Here is a 16,440-nt window from a genome sequence, read left to right on the forward strand (position 1 = left end):
GCCGAGAATATTTTTTTGCTTTTTTCTTATCTGGAACTTACGTACCGTATCTCTTATCGCTCGCAGTCTTATCGGATAGAGGCCCTCCTAATAAGATAGTGGGGCAATGACTGGTTGTTTATTCTGGTGCTGTTGAAGGAAATAGCACATAGGATCTATCGAACTCAACCAGACTTCGGTCCTTGGTACCATTGTCGCACCAATAACTTCATAATCTGCTAACATCGGCGCAAATCCTGCTGTTAGACCGATTCTTATGAAACTCTTGCGTTGGCTCCTGTTAATTCTTCTGGTTTTATTGGTGATTTCCGCCTTGGCGGCGCCGGGCTTTATTGGTCCCAAGGTGGAAGAGATCTGGAAGCAGCAGCTGAGTAGGTTACAGGGGGGGAATTCCACCAGCTACCAGCGCGGTTGGTTTGGGGCTGAAACCAATACCGAGGTGGCGTTACAGAATGGCACCACTGAACTGCGCACGGAGATTCATCACGGTCCATTGCTGTTGACCTCCAGTGGACCACGCCTGGGGGTTATCTATAGTGAGACCCGTCTCGATCTGGAGCAACTAAACCCAGAGCTCCGAGCACAGCTCGAGGGTGTCTATGGCCGTTTACAGAGCAGCCCACTGGTTTTGGAGACCCTGGTTCTGGCGGATAACCGGGTGCTCAATACCCTGCGCCTGGAACCCTTTAAGAAATCTGATGCTACTGCACAGTGGGAATTTGAAGGTGGAGAGATCGCGGTTTCGACGGACTACAGTGGCGCGGTGTTGGATGGGGTGATCGACCTGGGTAGCCTGACCCAGCTGCGCGACGGTGTAGAGGTATTATTTACCGAACCACTCAAGGGGGAGTTCCAGTTAGAGCCCCGCCGTGGCGGCAAGGCGCAGCTTTATTTGTCACTGTTGCGTGCAGAATCAGACTCAGGCCCGGTGGAGCTGCGAGATATTATTCTGGAACTGGATGTAGAAATGCTCGCGGCGCAGACTCTTAAAGTGGTGAGCGATCTGCAGCTGCCTAGTGTCCAGTCTGCCACACCCATCACTTCCGCGCGCCAACAGATGACCTTACCGAAGATTACTGCCGCTGACCTAGGGCATTACCTGCGCGTGCTGCTGCCGGTGGCGGAGCGCAATTGGGCCAGTGATATGCGTCCGCCGCTGCGCCTGCAGCAGCAGCTGGCGGTGGAATCCCGCAATGGCCCGGTTCTGGTCGATGCAGATATTCATTGGCAGGGGATGAAACGCCCACCCCGTCATCGCAACGGCAGTGCCCTAAATCAGTGGTTGAAGCCCCTGGTAGGCACCATGACCCTGAGTGCGGCGGAATCGGCTCTGCTGCAATCGCCGTTGGTGGGCCAGGCGATGATGTTGCGGGAATACGGTTTGTTGATTGAGCATAATGATGAGTTGCAGATGCACCTGGAGGTCAATCGTGGACGCTTGGAAGTGAATGGCCAGCAGTTGCCACCGGACCTGTTCCTGATGGCGTTGACCGGGCAATTTTAATCAGTGGGTTTTGGGGAGAAGTTCTAACTTCTCCCTTTTGTTGTCCCATTTTTTCAAGACTGTAACTCGCCCATCAATAGCAGCGTTAGCCGGAGCAGCATTAGCCGGTATTGCGCATTCCCGCAGCAATGCCGGCAATTGTCACCATCAGGGCACTTTCCAACACCGCGTCGCTCTCCCGCTCGCGCAGGCGCGCCATAAGCTCGGCTTGTAGCAGGTGCAGTGGATCTGTGTAGGGGTCGCGTACGCGAATGGACCAGCGCATCACCGGGTTGTTGTCCAGTAGGCTTTCGCGGCCGGTGAGCTGTTGCAGGGCGCTTACTGTGTGGGCCAGGCGCTCACGCAGGCTTTCCCCGAGCTCGATCAGTTCCTCGCTGTCGGTGAGGCGCTCCTCATACCAGGAGGCGACGCGAGTGTCAGATTTGGCCAGGACCATTTCCAACATATCCACAACGCCCTGGAAGAAGGGCCACTCAGCACTCATCTGCCGCAATGTGTCGGCTTCGTCGGCCTGTTTCAGGGCGTGTTCCAGGGCCGTGCCCGTGCCGAGCCAGGCGGGTAGCATCAGGCGCATTTGGGTCCAGGCGAAAACCCAGGGAATGGCGCGCAGGGTTTCGACACCGCCGCCGGGTTTGCGCTTTGCAGGGCGGCTGCCCAGGGCCAGGCGGCGTAGTTCGGTCTCTGGGGTGACGGTACGCAAGTAGGCGACCAAGGCCGGATCGTCCCGCACCACCTCGCGGTAGCTCTGTACCGAGACTTCGGTGAGGCGCTCCATCTGGTGGCGCCATTCGGGGCGCGGCTGTGCCGGTGGCATCAGGGTGGCCTCCAGGGTGGCGGCCACATACTGCTCCAGGTTGTAGGCGGCCACTGACGGACGGCCGTATTTAAAGCGGATCATCTCCCCTTGCTCGGTCACGCGGATGCGCCCGGCCACTGAACCCGGTGGCTGCGATAACAGCGCCATTCGCGTGGGGGACCCGCCGCGGGAAATGGAACCGCCGCGGCCGTGGAATAGCGTCAGGGGGATGCCGTGGTTGCGGAATATCTTGGTGAGCGCTTCCTGGGTACTGAATTGCGCCCAGGCCGCACCGAGGAAACCGGCGTCCTTGGCGGAGTCCGAGTAGCCGATCATCACCTCCTGCCCCTCCAGCACGCGCTGCTTATATTGGGGAATATTGAGCAGGGTGCTCATGGTTTCGGCGGCATTATTGAGATCGTCGAGAGTTTCAAATAACGGCACCACTCGCATGGGTTGGTGCACACCGGCGATTTTTTGCAGCAGCATGACCGCCAGCACGTCGGAGGGCTTTTTCGCCATGGAAATCACATAGGCGCCGAACCCCTCGGGGCCCTGCTCGGCGACCACCTTGCAGGTCTCTAAAACCTCGCGCACATCCCTATCGCAAAAATCCGTATGGTAGAAATCCTCATCGACCAACGGGCGGCGGTTATCCAGTTCGGCCAGTAGGAAATCCAGCTTGCTCTGTTCGTCCCAGCTGGCGTAGTTGCCCAGCCCCAGGTAGCGGGTAATGGCATCGAGGGCATCTGCATGGCGGGTGGATTCCTGGCGGATATCCAGGCGCAGTAGCGTGATACCAAAGCAGTTGAGTCGGCGCAGGGTATCTTTGAGCTGGCCATCGGCGATGGCGGAGAGACCCACGGTGCGCAGGGAACGGTCGATTAGGCTGAGGGGCTCGAACAGCTGTTGAGTCGTGTTAAATACTTTACTGGTGATGATCTCACCGCCGTTGATACGCGCCTCCATCTGCGCGAGGGTATTGCGTAGGCGCTGGCGCACGCGGCGCAGTATCAGTCGGTAGGGCTCATGGCTTGGGCCGGTTTGCTCCAGTAACTCCTCACTGGCTTTGTGCATGGATAGGTCGGCCAGCAGGTTATCCACATCGCGCAAAAAAAGGTCGGCAGCCATCCAGCGGGCCAGCAGTAATACTTTGCGGGTTACCCCTGCGGTGACATTGGGATTGCCGTCGCGGTCGCCGCCCATCCAGGAGGCAAAGCGTATCGGCACCCAGTCGTCGGGCATGGGGGGAAGTTCCGCCAGGGCCAGCTCCGCCTCGATAGCGCGCATACTCTGGGGCACCGCCTGCCACAGAGACTGCTCGATGGTGGCGAAGCCCCACTTGGCCTCATCCACCGGCGTGGGTCTTTCGCGGCGGATCTCATCAGTACTCCAGGCGGAGAGTATTTGCTCGTGCAGGTGACGGCGCAGCTCGCGGCCTTCCTCCTGGGTGAGATCGGGTCTGTCCAGGGCGGCGAGGAGGTCGGCGATATGGTCGTATTTGCGGATCAGGGTGCGGCGGGTAACTTCGGTGGGGTGGGCGGTGAGGACTAGCTCTACCGAGAGTTCTCGGAGTGTTGTATGAATGTCGGCGGGGGATCGTTTGGCGCTCTTCAATTCCGCTAAAACCTGACGCAAACCGCGGTCTGTATCGGGATCACCGGAGAAGCGCTGGTGTTGTCGGTGTAGCCGCTCCCGGTGGCGTTGTTCGGCAATATTAGCCAGATTGAGAAATTGGCTGAAGGCGCGGGCCACTTCCAGCAATGTGTCATCGTCGAGGGGGTCCAGCAACTGGTGCAGGCGGTCCACCTGCATCTCTCCCGCACTGCGGCTCTCCACCGCGACCTGGCGAATGGTTTCCACGGTATTGAATAGCGTGTCACCGGCCTGCTCACGCAGCACCGAACCGAGCTCCTCGCCGAGTAGGCGGACATCCTCCCGTAGCGGGGTGTTTTGATCCTGACTCACAAGCCTTTTTCTCCCTAGCAATATCCGGTGAAAATACTGGGCTTATCTTCGCATAATTTGGGGGAGGCTGTACTGCCATTCAGAAAGAGTGGAAAGAATGAGTCTCTTTGAATCGCTTTGAAATACGGAAAATAAAGAGCTTGGCCGGCGTACAAAGTGGAATTTAAGAGAGCTTGTAATTACAAAAATATTATTCGGAAAAATTTTACCTGCTACCGAATTTCCTTCTCCACTCAATATTGCTGGGGATATATATTTGAGGTTTCGCTCAAGGGTAAATTAAAGCTGAGAAACCTATAAATATACTGCTAAAGAGTGAGTGGAATTTATAAGAGAGAGCTTGGGAATCGCGGACGCGCGTGGGATGAAAATACCCGCGTGCAATTTTGCGCGCGGGTCACTTTTTAAAAATGTATTTTTAATAGTGCATAGGGTCATAGGCAGGGCGGCGATCAGCCAGCCTCAGCCAGCCGCGGATGACTCGGTAAATGACCCAAATCCAGTTAACGGCGAGAATCACGTAACCGAGCCCGAAAATCCAAAAGGTCAGGGAGCCGACCACAGTCCACAGCAACCAGAACCAGAAGGTGCGAATCTGCCAGCGGAAGTGGGATTCCGCCAGGGTACCGCGCACATCGCTGCGTTTGAAGTAGTTAATCAGTACGCCGACAAAAAAAGGAACCGCGGTAAACAGACTGATGGCCTGGATCAAATAGACCATGATGGCCAGGTCGCGGCCACTCTGTTCGCGGGCCTCTTGGGAGCGCGTGGGGTACTGCTCAGACATAACCTTATTCTCTTGTGGACTCTGCAAAATAATGTGTGGCCTCTAGTGCGCAATTCAACTTGGCTGCGCTGGAATGGTGTTTTTATGCGACAGTCGGTGAATAGCCCAATATGTCGCCACACCCCATATTATTTTAGCGCCCACTCGGTGTGTACATTGCGCTCGCGCCAGGCCTTCAGCTGGCGCACCGATTCACGCATTAATTGCAGTAACTCGGTGCGCTGCTGACGGCAGTGTTCCCGTTCGCTATCGATAGAAAGATTCGCTGTGAGACTGCGCAGGCGAGTGGCCACGCTGTCGAGCCCCACTTCCGCCGCCGCACGGGCGACCTCCTGTGCCTGTTTCTCCGCATCTAACCAGTGGCGGCCAGTGAGGGCACTGGTGAGTGCGGTGATACGTTTGGGTAGGGTGGCGCTGCGGTCACTGAGAAGCTCGGCGAAGGACAGGTGGTCCAGGGTGTCCCGCTGGCGTAAAAGGGTATTGGTATTGAGCAGCTGCGCTGGACGCGTTTTTTGTTGTGGTGAGGTTCCCTGGATACGTCGAGCGGCCCATTGCATCAGTTGCATCAGCTGGCGATCGGCAATCGGGTGGGTCAGCACGCCGGTAAAACCCCGGGCCTGATAGCGCTCCTTGTCACCGGTCTTGGCTGATTGCAGCAGGGCGAAAACGGGTAAATCATTGCCTCGTTCGCGGCGAATTTCCCGCACCGCTTCCACGCCGTCCATTAGGGGCAGATGGGTGTCGGTTAGGATCAAGTCAAAGTTTTTCTGCAGGGCGGCGCTGCTACCGTCGATACCATTGCACTCCCTTTGTACATGGTGGCCCATGGCTTCCAGTGGTGCCTGCAGGGATTCATGCTTGTTATTTTCCACCAACAGAACGGCGAGACCACTGCCGGTATTGCCAAGCATTTCTTTGGGAAGCTTTAGCTCGACGGTTTCCACTTTGCCGAATTGGCGCAGGTCGTCCAAGGATTTGAGCGCGGCGTTTAACTGGCGCTTACCGATTTCCACCAGGGCTTTAATATTGTTGTCCTCACTGCGCGCAATCAGATTGAGGGTACCCATCAGCGTATCTAGGGGGTGATGCAATTGGTGGCGGACTATGGTGAGCAGATCGGATTTTTCCTGTCGCAATAATTCGAGGCTTTCTCGGGTTTCATCCAATTGTTTTTCCAGTGCGAGGAATTCACTATTACGGCTGTGCACCTGCTGAAACAAATTACTATTTTCCGCACTGATATTATCGACGCGCTCTGTACTTTCTCGACGCAGTTTGCTTAGTCTCAACTGTCTATTGAGTGTAAAAGCACAAACTATGAATAATACCGCCAGCGCTGCGGCGAGCCAGTAAATCGGAATTTGTTGTTGCAGGGCATTTAATTCAAAAGCTTGCGCAGTAGTGGAGATAAATACTGAGCCGCATAGTAGTGCCCGGGCTGGCAGAGCGTGAAAAAAAACACGACGAGAGGGCAATCCCCCAGAAGAAATGGCTTTTATCATCCTTATAACCACTTGTGTTAGGGCGGACTAAATCCTGCAGTCCGCAGTGTGATTTTCGCGGTAGGTTTTGATCGATACTCCCGAAAAGATCAGAGCGTTTGATACTGCAATATGGCACGGTGTACAAGAGATATTTTTTTAGTGTCGGCGGGATTGTCGGTGGAGAATCCAGTCATAGGTATGACTGTTATCGCTAATAGCCAAGCAATATTGCGCCAATAAATCGTAGTGGATTATTTTGGGTGAGGTTTGCAATGAAGAATTGCACGCTATTACATCGGCGTATTTGGCGGGAAATTATTGTGGTGCAGGCGTATTTTACCGAGGTAGGCAGCAGGTGCCCTTCGAGAAAATACGCGACAAATTAATGATGTTGCGATCGATTTAGGCAGCTTGGGGGAGGCGCTCCTGTAATAACTGCAGCATACGTTCCGAGGGTAGGAAAAGGCGGATACCGTCACAGTGAGCGAGCAGTTCCTGATAAAAATAGTCAAAATGAGTGCAGCCCAGTATCAGGATCTGCACGCCGCTTTTTACCAGTGCCGCTACCAGGTCATCGAGGGCGTGTTGTCGCACGATCATTTCGGCGGCGAGGCCGTCCTCGATATCTTCGACAATCTGGAGGTTGCCGATGCCAATCACCTTGGCGGTTGTGTTGCGCTCAAGGATCTCCCGCTCGATATTGGCGCAGCTCTGACAGTTGGCGGCGAGCAGGCCAAAGTTGCGGTAGCGCTGAGTGAGTTCGGCGTAAACCTCCAGGGGGGAAACCACCTCAATGGGGGAGGTGGCTTTGACCGCTTCCATATCTACTGCACCGGATAGGGAGTTACAGTAAATCATGGCGGCCTCGGCCCCTGCCTGGTGCAGCTGCTCTATGGCGCCGATCAACTGCTGGGTGAGGGCGCCGCGCTCCAGTGCCTGTAGCTGCGTCTGTGCTTGGGGAGAGGCAGATAGGGACAGGCCGATGCCGCGCAGCTGGCGCGCGGCGAGGAAATCCAGGCCAAAGCGGGTATCTGTGGGGGTGCCGGCGACCACGCCAATGGTCATGGAACTCTTTTCAATGGCGTTTTGCGTCAACACGGCGATTTTCCTCTCTCGTAATGCTCAGTCGAGTGTCAGCGTCCTCTTTAAGAGGCTCTCTTGCCCAGTAGGGGGCTGACGTTATTAATCCACACTCGGCGCAGCCAGTCGAGATAAATTCCATAAGGGCCGCCGAGGGCACCGGCGATCAACATGAACGTGATACTGGCGGTGGCAATCTCGTCCCAGCTGGCGCCGCCCAGATGCATATTGCCCATGTACAGGGGGAACTGGAAGCTCACGAATACAAAGGTGTCCACCAGATAGGCATTGATTGGGCCGCCGCCGCCAAAGCGGTTCACTACCCAGTTACGGTAGACACTGAAGGGACGGGCGATCAGGGTGTTGAACACCAGCGCCATCAGGCGCACTTTCAGGTGTTCACTCCAGCTCATACCGGCCAGTACCAGCTCGATGGGAATCGCCACAGCCCAGGAAAAACTGTTCATGGCGAAGATATCCAGCAGGAAATCCCAGCGGCGATTACTGGGCGCGTTGGGTTCGGCTTCGGGGCCGGATGGTGAAGATGGTGTTAATGCAGGCGCGGACATGGAGAAGACAACCTCTTGAACCTCGAATCGCTATCTCACGACGGCGGCAGGCCGGCGATTATATCTCCAAATTACGTAAAATCTAGCCTTGCATCTCGACTGATGAGATCTGTCGAGATAAACGTCCTACTATTTATTAGAAAATTAATCTAATTATCTTATTGGCTTAACATGTCGCCTGGCCAGGATGGCGCCCCAGAGGTTAATATGCAACTCTTTGCATAACCCCAACCGGAGCCACCATGTCCCTGCGCTATGCCGTACTCACCCTGCTGGATATAGAGCCCGGCAGCGGTTACGACCTCAAGCGCCGTTTCGAGCGCAGTGTTTCCCATTTCTGGAGCGCCAGCCACCAGCAGATGTATCGGGAACTGCACAAGCTACATGATGAGGGGCTTCTGGATTGCGAGGAGCAACCTCAGGAGGGCAAGCCGGACAAGAAGGTCTACAGCCTCACTGATAAGGGCCGCGCGGAGCTGCGCGACTGGGTAATTCAGCCAGCGGCGCCGCAGAAGATTCGCGAGCCCTTCTTAGTGCGTATGTTTGCCGGCCACCATTTGAGCCAAGAGGAACTGCGCTCGGCTCTCAATGATCAATTGCACAGACACCGAGGGCTGCTGGAAAACTACCGGGAACAAAACGAGCGGGTATTGAAAAGTGACCCAGCCCTGCAGGAGCGCTATTGGTTGGCCCACCAGACTCTGTTACTGGGTATAGAGGCGGAGAAGACCTGGATCAGTTGGGCGGAAAACATGCTGCAGGAACTGGAGCAAAAATGCGTTGAGGACAGTTAAAAAAACCGGGCGATGCCCGGTTTTTTGTGCCTGTGGCGAATTACTCAGTCGCTCAATGGCCTAGATAGAGACCTTCTCCACCACCAGGCTGCCGATAGAGTAGCCGGCGCCAAAGGAGCAGATGATTCCGCGCTCGCCTACTTGCAGGTCGTCGCTGTGTAGGTTGAAGGCAATGACCGAGCCGGCACTGGCGGTATTGGCGTAGCGATCCAACACTACTGGGGCGCGTTCTTCGCTAGCCTCATCACCCATCAGTTTCTTGGCGATTAGGTTATTCATGTTGATGTTGGCCTGGTGCAGCCAGTAACGGCTCACCTCGCGGGGATCGGTACCACTCTCGCGCAGGTGCTCCTCAATATGGGCGGCAGCCATGGGGCAGACTTCCTTGAACACCTTGCGGCCGTTCTGGCGGAACAGCTTGCCGGGGCCGAAGGGATCTACATCGGCGGCGCGCGCGGCATAGCCGAAGTTGGAGCGGATATTGTTGGAGTAGACAGTCTTGGCCTTGGTGCCGAGGATCTCCCAGGCGCTGTCTACGTTGCAGGTCTCGCGGCGCTCGATCACGCTGGCCACGGCTACATCCCCGAAGATGAAATGGCTGTCGCGATCGGTGAAGTCCACCTGGGGTGAGGCCAGTTCAGAGTTGATCACCAGCACGGTACGCGCGGCGCCGGAGCAGATGGCATCCACCGCGCGCTGCAGGGAGAAGGTTGCCGAGGAGCAGGCCACTTCCATATCGAAAGCGAAGCCGTCGATGCCGAGGGCACCCTGAATCTCGATGGCGATTGCCGGGTAGGCGCGCTGCATGTAGGAGGCGCCGACAATCACCAGATCTACATCGGAGGCCTGCTTGTTGGCTTTTTCCAGTGCCAGCTTGGCGGCTTTCAGGCCCATTTCTGCCTGCACACATAGGTCGTCGTCGTTGCGCTCAGGAATATAGGGGCGCATGCGCGCGGGATCGAGAATCCCTTCACGGGTCACCACATAGCGGCTCTTGATCCCGGAGGCTTTCTCGATAAATTCTGCCGAGGATTGCGGCTTGGGCTGCAGCTCGCCGGACTCTATCGCCAAGGCATGCTCCAGGTTGTACTGGGTGGCGTAGGTATTGTAGGCGTCTACCAGCTCTTCGTTGCTGATCGCTTCTGGAGGGGTCCACAGGCCGGTGCCGCTGATGACAATGCCCCGTGGCAACTTGTATTCACTCATCGCTGAATCCCTGGCTCGCAGCAAAACACCTGCGAGCAATTAGTCACTAAATAAAACCTTAGCAGTGCCGGCTTGTATGGGATTTTGGTGCCAGAACGGCAAGGCAAGTTATTGTGACGCTTCTGTGACTGTCGGTCTATCTGCGGTCGCGCCGAAGAGTCATGGCGTTCTGGCCAAAACAAAGGCGCTGACCTTGCGCGCGCCGGCTTCCTCGAGTCTCTGTGCCGCCGCCTCCAGGGTGGCGCCGGTGGTCAATACATCGTCCACCAGCCCGATATGCATTCCCTCAACAGATTCGCGCAGGGCGAAACTCTGCAGCAGGTTGCGCAGGCGCTGCTGTCGGCGCAATTGGGACTGGGTGCGAGTGGCGCCGGTTTTACATAGCAGGCGCGGTCGCACCGGCAGTTGCCATTGCCGGCCCAGTTCGGCCGCTATCAATTGTGCCTGGTTGTAACCACGCTGCCAGTAACGGCGCCAGTGCAAGGGAATGGGGACGAGCAGGTCTGGGGGCTCACTGCAGGGAGTCATCACGGTGGCGGCTAGCTGCGCCAGGCTATGACCGGCGGCCAAATCGCGCTGGTACTTGAAGCGCTGAATCAGCTGGTTCACCGGATAGGCATACTGCCAGGCAGCCTGCACCCGCTGGCAGTGGGGCGGCTGGCGCAAACAACTGGGGCAGAGACGCGCGCTGGAGGCCAATGGCAGTGCGCAGCTTTCACAAGCCAAGCCCAGGTAGGGCAGCTCCCGGGTGCAGCTGGTACAGATACCAAATTCACCGGCTCTATCGCCGCATAAAAGGCACCGTGCCAGGTGGCGGGTGAGTAGGGATGGCATCAAGCTGTAAACCATAAGAGGGCGTTTGAGTTGACAGCGAATAGTGCCTGGCTAAACTGGCCAGTCTGTTTGGTCGAGTTTGCCACTGCTGCCCATTGCAGTCACCCCGTCCGAATGCACAACAACAGCACAATAACTCCAGCAACAGAGAGAGTAAGCCTGTGACCGCCGCCCAGACCATGCCCGCCGCCGATATCCGCCACGACTGGACCCGCCAGCAGGTTCTGGATCTCTTCGCCATGCCGTTTAGCGATCTGATGTTTACCGCGCAGCAGGTTCACCGGACACACTTCGATCCCAATCGGGTTCAAGTCAGCACCCTCTGCTCCATCAAGACCGGCGCCTGCCCGGAAGACTGCGCCTACTGTCCGCAGAGCGCCCGTTACGATACCGGGCTGGAGTGGGAAAAGTTGATGAAGGTGGAAAAGGTGCTGGAGGAAGCCCGCGCGGCCAAGGCCGGTGGTGCCACCCGTTTTTGTATGGGCGCTGCCTGGCGCTCGCCCAAGAAAAAAGATATGCCTTACGTCACCCAGATGGTGCGCGAAGTGAAGGCGTTGGGGATGGAAACCTGTATGACTCTGGGCATGCTGAATGAGGACCAGGCGCAGGAGTTAGCTGATGCCGGGCTCGACTATTACAACCACAATCTGGATACCTCGCCGGAATACTACGGTGAGATTATTACCACCCGCACCTACCAGGATCGACTGCAGACCTTAGGGCGAGTGCGTGCTGCCGGTATGAAAGTCTGCGCCGGCGGTATCGTCGGTATGGGCGAGGGCGACAAGGACCGCGCCGGCCTGCTGATGCAACTGGCCAACCTGCCCGAGCACCCGGAGTCGGTGCCCATCAATATGTTGGTGAAAGTGGCCGGCACACCGCTGGAGCAAGAAAAGGACCTAGATCCCTTCGAATTTATTCGCTGCATCGCCGTAGCGCGCATCATGATGCCCAAGTCCCATGTGCGCCTGTCCGCCGGGCGCGAACAGATGAGCGATGAAATGCAGTCCATGGCTTTCCTCGCCGGCGCCAACTCCATCTTCTACGGCGAGAAGCTGCTGACCACCGCCAACCCCGAGGCCAACAAGGATATGCAGCTGTTCTCCCGCCTGGGTATCCAGCCGGAGGAGTATCAGCAGTACGCCGATGAGAGCGCAGTGGAAGCGGAGCTGAACGCACAAATTACCGAGCAGCAAAACGACGCTTTCTTTTACGATGCGGCCAAATGACCCTGGATAAAACCCTGCGTCAGCGTCTCGATGAGCGGCACCGGGACAACCTCTACCGCCAGATCAAAACCCTGGAAGCGGCGCCCAATCCCACCGCTGTAGTGGGTGGGCGAGAGTTGCTGACGTTCAGCAGCAATGATTATTTGGGGTTGGCAAGCCACTCAGAAGTTATTCGTGCCCAGCAGGCCGGTGCCGAGTTGGGCGCTGGTGCCACCGCCTCCCACCTGGTCAATGGTCATTTCCAGGTCCATCAACAGTTGCAGCAAAGCCTTGCCGAAGCCACCGGGCGCGAGGCCGCACTGGTTTTTTCCAGTGGTTATATGGCCAATGTGGGTACACTCTGTGCGCTGCTGGGCCGCGCTGACAATGTTATTTCCGACAAGCTCAACCACGCCTCGCTCATTGACGGTGCGCGATTGAGTGGCGCCAACAGCTTGCGCTTCGCCCACAGCGATCTGGGGGCTCTGCGTCGCCAGCTACAGCGGGCCGCCGACAGAGGCGGCAATACCCTTGTGGCGGTAGATGGCGTTTACAGTATGGACGGTGACCTGGCCCCACTGGCGGACATAGCCGCCCTGTGCCGGGAATTCAGCGCCTGGTTGATGGTGGATGAAGCCCACGGCTTTGGAGTGATGGGAAGTGAACAGCTGCCCCTCGCCGGCAGTGGCGCAGCCGCCGGACTCGGCCAGGATGCGCTGCCGGTGCTGATGGGCACCCTGGGCAAAGCCGCCGGCAATGCGGGTGCCTTTGTGGCCGGCTCGCAAGCTCTGATCGATTATTTGGTGCAGTTTGCACGGCCCTATATCTATACCACCGGTATGCCACCGGCGGTGGCGTCAGGCTGTAATGCGGCGATTAAACTGATGCGCAGTGAACCCGAATTGAATCGGCGTCTGCAGGCGAATATCACTTATTTCCGCCGGTGTGCGACGCAAGCGAATTTACCTTTGACGTATTCATCCAGTGCGATTCAGCCAATTGTGCTCGGCTGTGAAGAAACTGTGATGGCTGTGTCCGCACAGTTGGAGCAGCGTGGCTTTCTGGTGGGTGCTATTCGCCCACCCACCGTGCCTGCAGGTACCGCCCGCCTCAGAATCACCTTGAGTGCTTCCCATAGTTACAGCCAGATTGATGCCTTAATAGACGCATTGTCGGCGGAGCTTCAGGAAAAAATGGCGGTGCCTTCGTGACTGAGGTAGAGAGTCAAATAGAGAACCTGGTGTTTCTGCATGGCTGGGGCGGAGATAACGGGCCCTGGCAGCCGCTACTTGAAGCTGTACATGAACAGCTGGCACAGCCCCTGACTTGTATCGAGTTACCGGGGTGTGGTGAGCGCAGCAACGAGCCCTGGCCGCAACTAGAGACACTTTTACAGCAGCTGTATAAAGAGCTACCCAACAACTGTGTTCTGATTGGGCACTCCCTCGGCGGCATGTTGGCCCTACAGTTGGCGGCCAGGCCGGGACAAGAAAAAATTCTCGGTGTTGTCACCATCTCCGCCAATGCCTGTTTTGTGGAGCGGGACAATTGGCCGGGTATGCAGCGGCGTGTTTTCGAGAGATTTCGCAAAGCCTTTGTGCAGGACCCCTACGCAATTTGGGAGCGCTTTTGTGCCCTGCAATCCCATGGTGACAGTGCCATGCGCGACCTGCTCAAACAGCTGAAAGAGCGCAAGCCCAATATCAATGTCGAAGCCTGGACGCGGGCCCTGGACTGCCTGGCAGACCTGGATAATCGTCAACTACTGCAGACACTCGGAGTCCCCACGCTGCATCTATTTGGTAAGCAGGATGCCCTGGTGCCCCAAACTGCCGTAGAGGAAATTCAGGGCTGTGGTGCAGCGGTAGAAGTGTTTGAAGGCTGTGGCCATAAACCGTATTTATCCCAGCCGCGCCAAGTGGCGGAGCGATTGCGGCATTTTGTTGAGAATCTATCCCCGCTTGATAGAGAGATTTCCGAGCCTTTCGATAAATCCGCCGTGGCGCGCTCCTTTGGCCGCGCTGTCGCCAGCTATGACGACTGCGCGCATATACAGAGAGCGGTGTGTCGGCAGCTGATGAAAATGGCGGATCGCCACTGGGCACCGCGCACTATTCTCGATCTGGGCAGCGGCACCGGTTTTGGCAGTGAGTTACTGCGCCAGCATTTTCCCGAGGCGCGGATTATCGCCCTGGATCTGGCGGAAGATATGTTGCGCTACGCCCGCACAGAGCGCCCCGAGGCAGATGATTATATTGCCGCAGATGCGGAACAGCTGCCCCTGACAGACGACAGCGTGGATCTGGTGTTCTCTAGCATGGCGCTGCAGTGGTGCTATCGCTTACCGCAGCTGTTTGCCGAGTTGCGCCGGGTACTTTCCCCGAAGGGGCACTGTCTGGTGGCGACGCTGGGACCGGGTACCCTGGCAGAGCTGCGCAGCAGCTGGGCCCAGTTGGATGGCGATGTGCACGTCAATCGTTTCCTACCGCTGGCCAAGTGGCGAGAGGCGGCGGCGCAATCACAGTTAAATGGTGATGTACTCGACGAGCGGCGTCTGTTCTATTTCAATAGCCTGCGCCAGCTGATGAAGGAATTAAAAGGCGTGGGGGCACACAATATTAATCGCGCCGCCAAGCGGGGGATGACCGGGCGCGCCAGGTTACAGCAACTGGCCGAAGCCTATGAAAACCTCAGACAGCCCGAAGGGCTGCCTGTGAGTTATGAAGTCATCTATATGAAGCTGGCCCGTGCACCCGATCAGGGGTAGATATCGATAGGGATTGGGGTTTTCACCAGCGCCCAGATCTCGTCCATCTCCCGGTTGGAGGCCACCGCGATACAGCCATCGGTCCAGTTGTTGCGGCGCAGGTGTCTTTCCATATAGGACCACTCGGGTTTGATGCCGTGGATCATGATATCGCCGCCGGGGCTGACCCCCATTTTGGCTGCCCGCGCACGGTCCTGTTTATTTGGATAGGACACATGAATAGAGCGGTAGAAACGGCTGTTGGGGTTTTTCCAGTCGAGGGTGTAGCGCCCTTCGGGGGTGCGTTCATCTCCCTCGCGGACCTTGTGTCCTCTGGGATTATCGCCGAAGGAGACGGTGTAGCTTTTCACTACCCGGCCGTCGCGAATCAGCTGCATCAGCTTCTTCGACTTGTACACAACAACATGATCGACAGGAGTTACTTTTGCTGAGGCGAACAGAGGCATCGCCAGCAACAGGGCAAGAGTCAGGTATCGCATGGTCTCTAAGCTGCTTGAATGTTTTCAGTTATTTCGAGATTTCCCGCGTCCCTGCAGAGCAGTTTCCCCTTTTGAGGGAATTATTTTGTGAGCGCGGCCCCGTGCCTTTGTTATCAGTGCTTGGCTTGATTTGTTCAAAATCTGCGCTACACGGCTAAATTATCATCAAGTGGCTGGCGTGAAAAGTCACCACAAGAAAAAATTTGAACTTTTTGAATAGGGGAGGCCTTGGCCTTGGGCAGAAGTTATTTTGTAACCGGTACCGATACCGAAGTGGGCAAGACCTTTGTCAGCGCTGCCCTACTCACAGCAGCCGCTAACGTGGGAGTGCAAACCGCAGCGGTAAAACCGGTGGCCTCCGGCTGTGAGCAAACTGAACACGGACTGCGCAATGAGGATGCCCTGCTATTACAGGAGGCGATGACCTTGCAGCTGCCTTACCAGCAGGTGAACCCCTTCGCTTTGGAGCCGGCAATTGCCCCCCATATCGCCGCCATAGAAGCGGGCAAGCAGCTCAATGTATCGCGCATGGCAGGCGTCTGCCGCGGTGTGATGTGTGCCGGTGCCGATCTGGTGTTGATCGAGGGCGCCGGCGGCTGGCGCACGCCCCTGGGTCCGAGGGCCTTTTTGTCGCAACTGCCGCGGGAGTTGAACACCCCGGTGATTCTGGTGGTGGGTATGCAGCTGGGTTGTATCAACCACGCATTACTGACCGCCGAGGCCATCCGCCAAGATGGTCTGCCTCTGGCGGGTTGGGTGGCCAACTTCGTCCGTCCGGGCATGGCGCGGGCCGAGGAAAACCTGGCCACCCTTGAGGCCCTGCTGCCGGCGCCACTGCTCGGTGTGGTGCCCCACAGCGAGTCGCGGGATTACCGCGAAGCGGCACAACACCTGGATATCCGCCCGCTGCTGCCCGCTTAAAGCACCCGCACAAGCCTTTTGCAACCGGGCCCCGTGAGGGCCC

Annotated in this window: 14 protein-coding genes; 6 read left to right on the forward strand and 8 right to left on the reverse strand. The window is 57.1% G+C overall.

What is annotated here, in order from left to right:
* The first annotated feature begins 256 nt into the window (after positions 1-256).
* A complete protein-coding gene (locus FIU95_RS01640; RefSeq protein WP_152450898.1) occupies positions 257-1,504 on the forward strand; it encodes a DUF945 family protein in 1,248 nt (415 codons plus the stop codon).
* Between the two features lie 100 nt (positions 1,505-1,604).
* On the opposite strand, the gene ppc is transcribed toward FIU95_RS01640, so the two are convergent.
* The 5 genes from ppc to alaE form a co-directional block, all read right to left on the reverse strand.
* The gene (gene ppc, locus FIU95_RS01645; protein WP_152450900.1) at positions 1,605-4,268 is read right to left on the reverse strand and encodes a phosphoenolpyruvate carboxylase; all 2,664 of its coding nucleotides are present in this window, start codon (positions 4,266-4,268) and stop codon (positions 1,605-1,607) included.
* A gap of 418 nt (positions 4,269-4,686) precedes the next feature.
* A complete protein-coding gene (locus tag FIU95_RS01650) occupies positions 4,687-5,055 on the reverse strand; it encodes a hypothetical protein (protein WP_152450902.1) in 369 nt (122 codons plus the stop codon).
* 128 nt (positions 5,056-5,183) lie between these two features.
* Positions 5,184-6,557, reverse strand: coding sequence for a response regulator (locus tag FIU95_RS01655; protein ID WP_152450904.1), 1,374 nt, complete (start codon positions 6,555-6,557; stop codon positions 5,184-5,186).
* A 384-nt stretch (positions 6,558-6,941) separates the two neighbouring features.
* Positions 6,942-7,637, reverse strand: a complete 696-nt coding sequence (locus FIU95_RS01660; protein ID WP_152450906.1) for an aspartate/glutamate racemase family protein — start codon at positions 7,635-7,637, stop codon at positions 6,942-6,944.
* 47 nt (positions 7,638-7,684) lie between these two features.
* On the reverse strand, positions 7,685-8,188 hold the full coding sequence (alaE, locus tag FIU95_RS01665) for an L-alanine exporter AlaE (protein WP_152450908.1): 504 nt from the start codon (positions 8,186-8,188) through the stop codon (positions 7,685-7,687).
* A 242-nt stretch (positions 8,189-8,430) separates the two neighbouring features.
* On the opposite strand from alaE, the gene FIU95_RS01670 reads away from it, so the two are divergent.
* Entirely contained in the window at positions 8,431-8,982 is a 552-nt protein-coding gene (locus FIU95_RS01670; protein WP_152450910.1) for a PadR family transcriptional regulator, read from the forward strand.
* 60 nt (positions 8,983-9,042) lie between these two features.
* On the opposite strand, the gene FIU95_RS01675 is transcribed toward FIU95_RS01670, so the two are convergent.
* Together FIU95_RS01675 and FIU95_RS01680 are read right to left on the reverse strand one after the other, a co-directional pair.
* A complete protein-coding gene (locus tag FIU95_RS01675) occupies positions 9,043-10,188 on the reverse strand; it encodes a beta-ketoacyl-ACP synthase III (RefSeq protein ID WP_216646292.1) in 1,146 nt (381 codons plus the stop codon).
* Positions 10,189-10,347: 159 nt separating this feature from the next.
* Positions 10,348-11,022: a ComF family protein gene (locus FIU95_RS01680; RefSeq protein WP_253869067.1), complete on the reverse strand. Its 675-nt coding sequence runs from the start codon at positions 11,020-11,022 to the stop codon at positions 10,348-10,350.
* Positions 11,023-11,201: 179 nt separating this feature from the next.
* Between FIU95_RS01680 and bioB the strand changes: the two genes are divergently transcribed.
* Genes bioB through bioC form a run of 3 tightly spaced genes read left to right on the forward strand, consistent with a single transcriptional unit; the run spans position 11,202 to position 14,997 of the window.
* Positions 11,202-12,251: a biotin synthase BioB gene (gene bioB, locus FIU95_RS01685; protein ID WP_152456044.1), complete on the forward strand. Its 1,050-nt coding sequence runs from the start codon at positions 11,202-11,204 to the stop codon at positions 12,249-12,251.
* Positions 12,248-13,441: an 8-amino-7-oxononanoate synthase gene (gene bioF, locus FIU95_RS01690; RefSeq protein ID WP_152450915.1), complete on the forward strand. Its 1,194-nt coding sequence runs from the start codon at positions 12,248-12,250 to the stop codon at positions 13,439-13,441. The genes bioB and bioF overlap by 4 nt, the downstream gene beginning before the upstream one ends.
* Complete coding sequence (bioC, locus tag FIU95_RS01695) at positions 13,438-14,997, forward strand: malonyl-ACP O-methyltransferase BioC (protein ID WP_152450918.1); 1,560 nt, start codon at positions 13,438-13,440, stop codon at positions 14,995-14,997. Before bioF ends, bioC begins: the two co-directional genes overlap by 4 nt.
* On the opposite strand, the gene FIU95_RS01700 is transcribed toward bioC, so the two are convergent.
* Complete coding sequence (locus tag FIU95_RS01700; RefSeq protein ID WP_152450920.1) at positions 14,988-15,476, reverse strand: murein L,D-transpeptidase family protein; 489 nt, start codon at positions 15,474-15,476, stop codon at positions 14,988-14,990. The genes bioC and FIU95_RS01700 overlap by 10 nt on opposite strands.
* A gap of 228 nt (positions 15,477-15,704) precedes the next feature.
* Between FIU95_RS01700 and bioD the strand changes: the two genes are divergently transcribed.
* Positions 15,705-16,397 carry a dethiobiotin synthase gene (gene bioD, locus FIU95_RS01705; protein WP_152450922.1) on the forward strand — a complete coding sequence of 231 codons (693 nt, stop codon included), beginning with the start codon at positions 15,705-15,707 and terminating at the stop codon, positions 16,395-16,397.
* The last annotated feature ends 43 nt before the right edge of the window (positions 16,398-16,440 follow it).

The sequence above is a fragment of the Microbulbifer sp. THAF38 genome (assembly GCF_009363535.1).
Lineage (GTDB): Bacteria > Pseudomonadota > Gammaproteobacteria > Pseudomonadales > Cellvibrionaceae > Microbulbifer.